Origin of the sequence: Nocardiopsis sp. TNDT3 (assembly GCF_003427465.1) — a bacterium.
Lineage (GTDB): Bacteria > Actinomycetota > Actinomycetes > Streptosporangiales > Streptosporangiaceae > Nocardiopsis > Nocardiopsis dassonvillei.
Genome location: NZ_QPFC01000193.1, coordinates 1 through 9,121 on the forward strand (window position 1 = coordinate 1; position 9,121 = coordinate 9,121).

The 9,121-nt window shown below is 70.9% G+C and carries 7 protein-coding genes; 5 read left to right on the forward strand and 2 right to left on the reverse strand.

Annotated features, from left to right (window positions below):
- Both DQW06_RS05235 and DQW06_RS05240 read left to right on the forward strand, forming a co-directional pair.
- A partial coding sequence (locus DQW06_RS05235) for a multifunctional oxoglutarate decarboxylase/oxoglutarate dehydrogenase thiamine pyrophosphate-binding subunit/dihydrolipoyllysine-residue succinyltransferase subunit (protein WP_117198058.1) occupies positions 1-3,474 on the forward strand: 3,474 nt, incomplete at its 5' end.
- A gap of 33 nt (positions 3,475-3,507) precedes the next feature.
- Positions 3,508-3,687, forward strand: coding sequence for a DUF6104 family protein (locus DQW06_RS05240; RefSeq protein WP_013154687.1), 180 nt, complete (start codon positions 3,508-3,510; stop codon positions 3,685-3,687).
- Positions 3,688-3,749: 62 nt separating this feature from the next.
- Here DQW06_RS05240 and DQW06_RS28845 read toward each other — a convergent pair whose 3' ends face one another.
- On the reverse strand, positions 3,750-4,211 hold the full coding sequence (locus tag DQW06_RS28845) for a hypothetical protein (RefSeq protein ID WP_157983345.1): 462 nt from the start codon (positions 4,209-4,211) through the stop codon (positions 3,750-3,752).
- 285 nt (positions 4,212-4,496) lie between these two features.
- Between DQW06_RS28845 and DQW06_RS05245 the strand changes: the two genes are divergently transcribed.
- On the forward strand, positions 4,497-5,348 hold the full coding sequence (locus tag DQW06_RS05245) for a DUF4097 family beta strand repeat-containing protein (protein WP_013154688.1): 852 nt from the start codon (positions 4,497-4,499) through the stop codon (positions 5,346-5,348).
- The gene (locus DQW06_RS05250) at positions 5,349-6,446 is read left to right on the forward strand and encodes a PadR family transcriptional regulator (RefSeq protein WP_071622650.1); all 1,098 of its coding nucleotides are present in this window, start codon (positions 5,349-5,351) and stop codon (positions 6,444-6,446) included.
- 69 nt (positions 6,447-6,515) lie between these two features.
- On the opposite strand, the gene DQW06_RS05255 is transcribed toward DQW06_RS05250, so the two are convergent.
- Positions 6,516-7,646 carry an NADP-dependent malic enzyme gene (locus DQW06_RS05255; RefSeq protein ID WP_049800314.1) on the reverse strand — a complete coding sequence of 377 codons (1,131 nt, stop codon included), beginning with the start codon at positions 7,644-7,646 and terminating at the stop codon, positions 6,516-6,518.
- Positions 7,647-8,093: 447 nt separating this feature from the next.
- Here DQW06_RS05255 and DQW06_RS05260 point away from each other — a divergent pair, with 447 nt between their 5' ends.
- Entirely contained in the window at positions 8,094-9,026 is a 933-nt protein-coding gene (locus DQW06_RS05260; protein WP_013154691.1) for an ABC transporter substrate-binding protein, read from the forward strand.
- The last annotated feature ends 95 nt before the right edge of the window (positions 9,027-9,121 follow it).

A 9,121-nucleotide genomic window follows, 5' to 3' on the forward strand; every position in this document is an offset into this window, starting at 1 on the left:
GAGAAGGCCCCCGCGGCCTCCGCCCCCAAGAAGAAGCCGACCGCCCCCGCGGCCCCGGCTCCGTCCGCCAAGCCGAAGAGCAAGGACGACAAGGAGGGCAAGGACGAGGCCCTCCAGGTCAAGCAGGAGCGTCTGCGCGGCGCACCCGCGCGGACCGCGACCAACATGGAGTCGAGCCTGGGCCTGCCCACCGCCACCAGCGTGCGCGCGGTGCCGGTCAAGCTGCTCTTCGACAACCGCATCGTCATCAACAACCACCTCCGGCGCGGCCGTGGCGGGAAGGTCTCCTTCACCCACCTCATCGGTTACGCCATGGTCAAGGCCCTCAAGGCCCTGCCGGAGATGAACCACTCCTACGTGGAGGTGGACGGCAAGCCCGGTGTCGCCAAGCCCGAGCACGTGAACTTCGGCCTGGCGATCGACCTCCAGAAGCCCGACGGCTCCCGGCAGCTGGTCGTGCCCTCCATCAAGAAGTCCGACGAGATGGACTTCACGGAGTTCTGGAGCGGCTACGAGGACCTGGTCCGCAAGGCCCGCAGCAACAAGCTGGGCGTGCCGGACTTCCAGGGCACCACCATCAGCCTCACCAACCCCGGCGGCATCGGCACCGTGCACTCGGTCCCGCGCCTGATGCCGGGCCAGGGCACCATCCTGGGCGTGGGCGCGATGGAGTACCCGGCCGAGTTCCAGGGCGCCTCCTCCGACACCCTGGCCGAGCTGGGCATCAGCAAGGTCATGACGCTGACCTCCACCTACGACCACCGCATCATCCAGGGTGCGCAGTCCGGTGAGTTCCTGCGCCGGATCCACCAGCTGCTGCTGGGCGAGGACGGTTTCTACGACGAGATCTTCAACTCGCTGCGCATCCCCTACGAGCCGGTGCGCTGGGTGCAGGACATCCACGTCAACAAGGCCACCCAGCTCGACAAGACCACCCGGGTCCAGGAGCTGATCCACGCCTACCGCGTGCGCGGCCACCTGATGGCCGACACCAACCCGCTCGACCACGAGCAGCGCAAGCACCCCGACCTGGACGTGCTCGAACACGGCCTCACCCTGTGGGACCTGGACCGCGAGTTCCCCACCGGGGGCTTCGGCGGCAAGCAGGTCATGAAGCTGCGCGACGTGCTGGGCGTGCTGCGCGACACCTACTGCCGCACGGTGGGTATCGAGTACATGCACATCCAGAGCCCGGAGGAGCGGGAGTGGATCCAGGCGCACGTCGAGCGCGAGCACGAGAAGCTCGACCGCGACGAGCAGCTGCACATCCTGCACCGGCTCAACAGCGCCGAGGCCTTCGAGACCTTCCTCCAGACCAAGTACGTGGGCCAGAAGCGCTTCTCCCTGGAGGGCGGCGAGTCGCTGATCCCGCTGCTGGACGGCGTGATCTCCAAGGCCGCCAAGGCCGAGCTGGACGAGGCCGTCATCGGCATGGCCCACCGAGGCCGCCTGAACGTGCTGGCCAACATCTGCGGCAAGTCCTACGCGCAGATCTTCGGTGAGTTCGAGGGCAACCTCGACCCGCGCAGCGCGCACGGCTCGGGCGACGTCAAGTACCACCTGGGCACCGAGGGCACCTTCGAGACCCACGACGGCCAGAAGATCCGCATCTCGCTGGCCGCCAACCCGTCCCACCTGGAGACGGTCGACCCGGTCGCCGAGGGCATCGTCCGCGCCAAGCAGGACGTGCTCAACAAGGGCCCGCAGGGCTTCACCGTCCTGCCGATCCTCATCCACGGCGACGCCGCGTTCGCCGGGCAGGGCGTGGTCGCCGAGACGCTGAACCTGTCGCAGCTGCGCGGTTACCGGACCGGCGGCACGGTGCACGTCATCGTGAACAACCAGGTGGGCTTCACCACCTCGCCGTCCGACAGCCGCTCCAGCGTCTACGCCACGGACGTGGCGCGGATGGTGCAGGCGCCGATCTTCCACGTCAACGGGGACGACCCCGAGGCCGTGGTCCGGGTCGCGCACCTGGCCTTCGCCTACCGCCAGGCGTTCAACAAGGACGTCGTCATCGACCTGGTCTGCTACCGGCGCCGCGGCCACAACGAGGGCGACAACCCCGCCTTCACCCAGCCGCTGATGTACGACGTCATCGACGCCAAGCGCTCCACCCGCAAGCTGTTCACCGAGGCCCTCATCGGCCGCGGCGACATCACGGTGGAGGAGGCGGAGTCGGCGCTGCGCGACTACCAGTCGGAGCTGGAGCGGGCCTTCACCGAGACCCGCGAGGTCGAGAAGAAGCCGATCGAGCCCGGCTCCGTGGTCAAGCCCGAGGTGTTCACCGAGGGCCGCCTGGAGCACTCCGCCGTCGAGACGGCGATCAGCACCGAGACGGTCAAGCGGGTCATCGACACCCAGGTGTCGCTGCCCGAGGGCTTCACGCCGCACCCGCGGCTGGCCCCCCAGCTCTCGCGCCGCGCGACGATGGTCGAGACCGACGCGATCGACTGGGCCACCGGTGAGCTGCTGGCCTTCGGGTCGCTGCTGCTGGACGGCCACCCCGTCCGCCTCATCGGCCAGGACAGCCGCCGCGGCACCTTCGGCCAGCGCCACGCCACGCTGATGGACCGCGAGACCGGCGAGACCCACACGCCGCTCAAGCAGTTCGACGACGGCATCACCCGGTTCCACGTGCACGACTCCCTGCTGAGCGAGTACGCGGCCCTGGGCTTCGAGTACGGCTACTCGCTGACCCGTCCCGACGCCCTGGTGATGTGGGAGGCGCAGTTCGGCGACTTCGTCAACGGCGCGCAGACCATCATCGACGAGTACATCAGCGCGGGCGAGCAGAAGTGGGGACAGCGCTCCAGCGTGACCCTGCTGCTGCCGCACGGCTACGAGGGCCAGGGGCCGGACCACTCCTCCGCCCGCATCGAGCGGTTCCTGCAGCAGTGCGCGCAGGAGAACATGACGGTGGCCCACCCCAGCACCCCGGCGAGCTACTTCCACCTGCTGCGCTGGCAGGCCAAGTCGCCGCTGGAGCGCCCGCTGGTGGTGTTCACGCCCAAGTCGCTGCTGCGCCTGAAGGCCGCCACCTCGGCCGCCGCGGACTTCACCTCGGGCCACTTCGAGCCGCTGATCAAGGACGACTCGATCGCGCCGGACAAGGTGCGGCGCGTGGTGCTGTGCTCGGGCAAGATCTACTACGACCTGGACGCGGCGCGCCGCAAGAGCGGTGACAAGCACACCGCGATCATCCGGGCGGAGCGGCTCTACCCGCTGCCGATCGAGGAGATCCGCGAGCAGCTCAAGGCCTACCCCAACGCGGGCGAGGTCCTGTGGGTGCAGGAGGAGCCGGCGAACATGGGCCCGTGGCCCTTCGTCGCGCTGGTCTTCTCCGAGCAGCTCGACCGCCCGTTCACGCGGATCTCGCGTCCGGCCTCCTCCGCGCCCGCGGCCGGTTCGGCCAAGCGCCACGAGGCCGAGCAGCGGGCACTGGTGGACACGGTCTTCCCGCCCGCGGACTAGCGGACGGGCCTGCGAGCACGTAGAAGGAAGAGCGTGTACTACACCGATCGCGGAATCGAGGAGTTGGAGAACCGCCGCGGCGGCGAGGAGGTCAGCTTCGCCTGGCTCGCCGAGCAGCTGCGGGCGTTCACCGACATGAACCCCGAGTTCGAGACCCCGGTCGACCGGCTGGCCACGTGGCTGGCGCGGCTGGACGACGAGGACGACGAGTAGGGACCGCATGAGGGGCCCGGGTCAGCGCGACCCGGGCCCCTTCGCGTGCCCCGGGCCAGCTCTCAGGCGCCGGTGGCGCGGAACCACTCCCGGCTGGAGCGGGCGACCAGCAGGAGGAGGAAGAGGAGCCCGGGGAAGAGCAGTCCCACCGCGGCGCTGAACACCCACAGGACGGCGTCGAACACCGAGACGACCCCGAGTGCGGCCACCCCCACGGCCGCACCGACCAGGATCGCGCCCGCCTCGACGCCCACGGCGACGCGCGCCCACCTACGGCCGGTGCGCCCTCCCCCGCCGAGCCGGGTCGCGGCGACGGCGCAGGATGCTGCCCTGAGGGCGTGCAGCGCGGGCATGACCCAGAGTTCGGCCGCGAAGAAGCCCTGGGCGGAGAGCCACTCCTCGAAGGTCGTCGAGGGGTACAGGTACAGGCTCAGCAGTAGGAATAGGTAGTAGAGGGTCATCAGCGCGGCGATGGTGCCCATGAGGCTGAACAGCACGCGCAGGAACCGCAAGGCGCGGGGCATGCGCGGGGGCCCGCCCGTCCTCGGCGGGACGAGGGCGAAGGCGGGTGTTGGGGGATGGTGCATTCTCGGTTCTCCAGGTCGTACGGTCGGTCCGATCGGGCCGACCGCCCATTCAAGCGCAGACCCGCGGCACCTCCGGCACCGTCCGGGGGTCCGGACTCCGGCGGCCTCGGGGTTTGCCCGGAGGTCTCCCTGAAACACCCCGCGAATCCGCGACATATCTTGAGTTCGCCGCAGACGCGACATATCGTGAGAACACGGAGCGAGCGAAAGGGGCCGAGCACGATGGCACGTTGGACCATCGACAGGCCGATGACCCAGACCCTGGACGGCATCGTCGCGTTGCGGGTCCGGATCATCGGAGGCCACGTCAACATTCTTCCCACCGACGACCCGGTCACCTTCGAGGTCACCGACATCGTCGGTGAACCCCTCCTGGTCACACAGGAGGCGGGCATCCTCACCATCCACTACGAGGACCTCACCGGCCAGGGGTTCCTGGACCGGCTGCGGCCGGTCCAGCTCAACAGCTACAAGAGCGTGCAGCACCGCAGGGCCACCGTGAACCTGCGGCTGCCCAAGGACTGCCCGGTCGAGGTCACCACGGCCAGCGCGCCGATCGTCGCCGCCGGGCTCAGCGCCCGGAGCCAGCTGCGGACCGCGACCGGGGAGATCACCCTGGACGACGTCTCGGGCGAGACCGAGATCAACACCGTCTCGGGGAGCACCGCCGTGCGCGACCCCCACGGCAGCCTCAAGTTCAACAGCGTGAGCGGCCAGCTGGCTGTGGCGGGCGGACGGCTGTCCGCGCTGAGCGCCAAGACCGTCTCCGGTCAGCTGCTGGCCGACACCGGCGTCGCCCCGGCGGGGCGGGTCCGGCTCACCTCGGTCTCGGGCGAGATCGCCCTGCGGGTGCCCTCCGAGACCTCGGCGACCGTGGAGCTGCGCACCGCGGCGGCGCCCGCCAAGTCCGACTTCGGGCTGGACCGGCGCAGCGCCCCGGCCAGGACGATCCTGAGCGGGAGGATCGGCAGCGGCGTCGATCCCGCCTCCATCACCACCAACTCCGCGTCCGGTCGGACGGCGCTGTTGCGGCGCGCGCCCGAGGCACCGGCCGCGATCCCCGAGGGGGCCTGAATGAGCACCATCTTCGGCCACGGCAGACTACGGCTGTACCTGCTCAAGCTGCTGGACGAGAACCCGCGGCACGGCTACGAGATCATCAGCCTGCTCCGCGACCGCTTCCTCGGCGTGTACTCGCCCTCTCCCGGCACGATCTACCCCCGGCTGGCCCGGCTGGAGGAGGAGGGGCTGGTCACCCACACCGAGGAGGGCGGACGCAAGGTCTACAGCCTCACCGACAAGGGCCGCGAGGAGCTGCGCGAGCGCGAGAACGACCTGAACGACCTGGAGCGGGAGATCACCGACTCGGTGCGCGACATCGCCCGCGCGGTCAAGCAGGACGTGCGCGCGACGATCAGCTCGCTGCGCGACGAGCTCAAGTTCGCCTCCGGGGGCGCGCGCCGCTCCGGAACCGAGGCCCCGGGCGGACCCGCCGGGACCACTGGGACCGCTGGGACCGCCGACTCCACCGCCTCGGAGGAGGCCGGTCGGAGCGAGGAGGGGGCGGACGCGCCCGGGAAGGAGTCCGGCGAGCGCCGCGAGCAGTCCGGGCCGGGCTGCGAGGACGGCTCGCGGTGGTCCCGCGAGTGGGAGCGCTTCACGCAGGGCTTCGGCGCGTTCGGCGCCGCCTGGGGAGGCAGGCGCGATTCAGAGCGCCCGTCGCAGGGCCCGGAGTTCGAGCGCGCGCTGCACGACTTCGGCGACCGCGTGCGCGACGTGGTCCGCGAGGCGGGACACGTCGGAGAGGCCGCCGCCACCGACCTGCGGCGCATCCTGGACGACACGGTCGAGGTGATCCGCCGGGACATGCGGCACTGGGGCCCGCCCGCCGACCGGGCGGAGGGAGCCGGGGACCGAGCCGACGGGACCGCTCCCGCCGGGGAGGGAACCGCCGCCGCCCCCGGGACGGGGAAGGAGGAGCCCGCCGCCACGGAGCGGCCAGGGCCCGCCGAGGACGAGCCCGCCACGGAGGAGCCCGCCGCCACGGAGGGACCCGCCGCCGAGCGGCCCGGGCCCGCCGGGGACGGGCCCGCCACGGAGGGCGGAACGCGTCCGAGGCCGTCCGCCGATCCCTGGAGCGAGGCGGTCGACGACCCCGGCGACGGTAGGTAGACCAGTACGGCGAGGGGCCCGGAGGGCGGCGCGGGGGCGCGCCCTCCGGGCCCCGTCGTGTCCGGGTCCCTAGCCGCGGACGACGCCGTCCTCACGGGCCTGGGCGGCGACCGCGGCGGCGACCGCCGGGGCCACCCTCTCGTCGAAGGGGCTGGGGATGATGTAGTCGGCGGACAGCTTGTCGCCCACCAGGTCGGCCAGCGCGGTGGCGGCGGCCAGCTTCATGTTCTCGGTGATGTCCGTGGCCCCCGCGTCGAAGGCGCCCCGGAACACGCCCGGGAAGGCCAGGACGTTGTTGATCTGGTTGGGGAAGTCGCTGCGCCCGGTGGCGACCACGCTCGCGTGCCTGCGGGCGACGTCCGGGTGCACCTCCGGGTTGGGGTTGGCCATCGCGAAGATGATCGCGTCGTCGGCCATGGTGGCGACCACGGACTCGGGGACCTCGCCCGCGGACAGGCCGATGAACACGTCGGCCCCCTCCAGCGCGCTCTCGATGGATCCGCGCAGCCCCGCCCGGTTGCTGATGGAGGCCAGCTCCCGCTTGACCGGGGTCAGGCCCTCGCGGCCTTCGTAGATCATGCCCTTGGAGTCGGCCACGGCGATGTCGCCGATCCCGCCGTCGACGAGCATCTTGGTGACGGCCACGCCCGCGGCGCCCGCGCCGGAGACCACGGCGCGCAGGTCGGCCAGGGTGCGCCCGGTGAACCGGGCGGCGTTGCGCAGCGCGGCCACGGTGACGATGGCGGTGCCGTGCTGGTCGTCGTGGAAGACCGGGATGTCCAGGCGCTCGCGCAGCTGCCGTTCGATCTCGAAGCAGCGGGGCGCGGAGATGTCCTCCAGGTTGATCCCGCCGAAGGAGGGCGCCATGCGCACGACGGTCTCGACGATCTCGTCGACACCGGTGCAGCCCAGCGCGATCGGCACGGAGTCGACGCCGGCGAACTGCTTGAACAGCAGCGACTTGCCCTCCATGACCGGCAGGGAGGCCTCGGCGCCGATGTCGCCCAGGCCCAGGACAGCGGTGCCGTCGGTGACGACGGCGACCAGGTTGCTCTTCCAGGTGTAGGTGTCGACGAGTTCGGGGGACTCGGCGATGGCGTCGCAGACGCGGGCGACGCCGGGGGTGTAGGCGAGGGAGAGTCCCTCCTGGTCGCGGACGTCCACGGACGAGGTCACGTGGAGCTTGCCGCCGCGGTGCATGGCGAAGGCGGGATCGTCGTCACGACGCGGGTTCTGGGAACGCGAAACAGTGGTCACGGCTGAAAACCCCTCAGGTCTTGCGTGTTCCACCCGCCGTCGGCCATGACGGGGGCGGACCTGGCGGTGGTGCGGACCGCGCGCGAAGACGTGACGATTGCTAGGGGGCCCTCCTCGGCGCCGGTCGGCCATGACCGGTGGTGTCGCCGGGGAGAGTCGTTCTTCGCCGGACTCCTATACGAGTTGCTGCGCGGCCGCCTCTCACGGGGATGACCCGTTACGTAATCCTCTCACAACGGTGACCACAGGAACATCGCGGGTGTGCACGATGGGACGGCACCGGCTTCTGAGTGTTAAAAGAAGATTGTCCTAAATGTCGTTCCGGCTCGGGCAGACGGGTCACGAACCCGCCCCCGCCAGGCGTTACGCGCCCCCGAAGGAGACCCCGCGATGGCTCTGCACAAGTCCCTGCCCACGCCGTTCGCCCTCGGCGCCCTGTCCCTCGCCGGCGTCCTGGCGCTGACCGCCTGCGGCGGCGGGGACGGCGGAGGCGGAGGCGCGGAGGAGTCGGCCGCCCCCGAGGCGCCCTCCGTCGAGGTCGACGAGGAGCTCGCCGCGCTCGTGCCCGCCGACGTCGCCGAGGCCGGGACCGTCACGATCGGCGTCGAGGCCTCCTACCCGCCCGGCGAGTACCTGGACGCCGACGGCGAGACCGTCCTCGGCTTCAACGTGGACCTCGTCAACGCCGCCCTGGCCAAGCTCGGCCTGGAGGCCACGTGGGAGCCCACCGCCTTCGACTCCATCATCATCGGCGTGGACACGGGCACCTACGACCTGGGCTCCTCCTCCTTCACGGTCACCGAGGAGCGCATGGAGCAGGTCAACATGATCAGCTACTTCTCCTCGGGCACCCAGTGGTTCGCCCAGGCGGGCAACCCCCAGGACGTGGACCCCGACAACGCCTGCGGCATGCGGATCGCGGTGCAGTCCAACACCACGCACGACACCGACATCGAGGAGCGCAGCGCGGCCTGCGTCGACGCCGGTGAGGAGGCCATCACCATCCAGAAGTTCGAGAGCCAGCCGCTGGCCACCGAGACGGTCGTCTCCGGCGTCAACGACGCCTCGCTCGCCGACATGCCGACCTCGGCCTACGCTCTGGAGCAGACCGGCGAGGGCGTCCTGGAGTTCATCGGCGAGCAGTACAACGCCGCCCCCTACGGCATCCTCACCAACAAGGAGGACACGGAGCTGGCCGAGGCCGTGGCCGCCGCCTTCAACGCGCTCATCGAGGACGGCACCTACGCCGAGGTCCTGGGCGAGTGGGGCGTGGACGCCGGCGGCATGGAGTCCGCCGAGGTGAACCCCGACGTCGCCGAGTAAGCAGGCCGACCGACACCCACTGAGCGAAAGACCGACCCTTGTCCTCACCGACCGAACCGACGGACGGCCCGGTGTCGAAGACCTCGACACCGGGC

Coding starts and splice junctions, on each gene's coding strand:
- DQW06_RS28845 (WP_157983345.1), bottom strand. CDS start 4,211: ATGCCCCGCGCCTTGCGGTTCCTGCGCGTGCTGTTCAGCCTCATGGGC.
- DQW06_RS05245 (WP_013154688.1), top strand. CDS start 4,497: ATGGCACGTTGGACCATCGACAGGCCGATGACCCAGACCCTGGACGGC.
- DQW06_RS05250 (WP_071622650.1), top strand. CDS start 5,349: ATGAGCACCATCTTCGGCCACGGCAGACTACGGCTGTACCTGCTCAAG.
- DQW06_RS05255 (WP_049800314.1), bottom strand. CDS start 7,646: ATGCACCGCGGCGGCAAGCTCCACGTGACCTCGTCCGTGGACGTCCGC.
- DQW06_RS05260 (WP_013154691.1), top strand. CDS start 8,094: ATGGCTCTGCACAAGTCCCTGCCCACGCCGTTCGCCCTCGGCGCCCTG.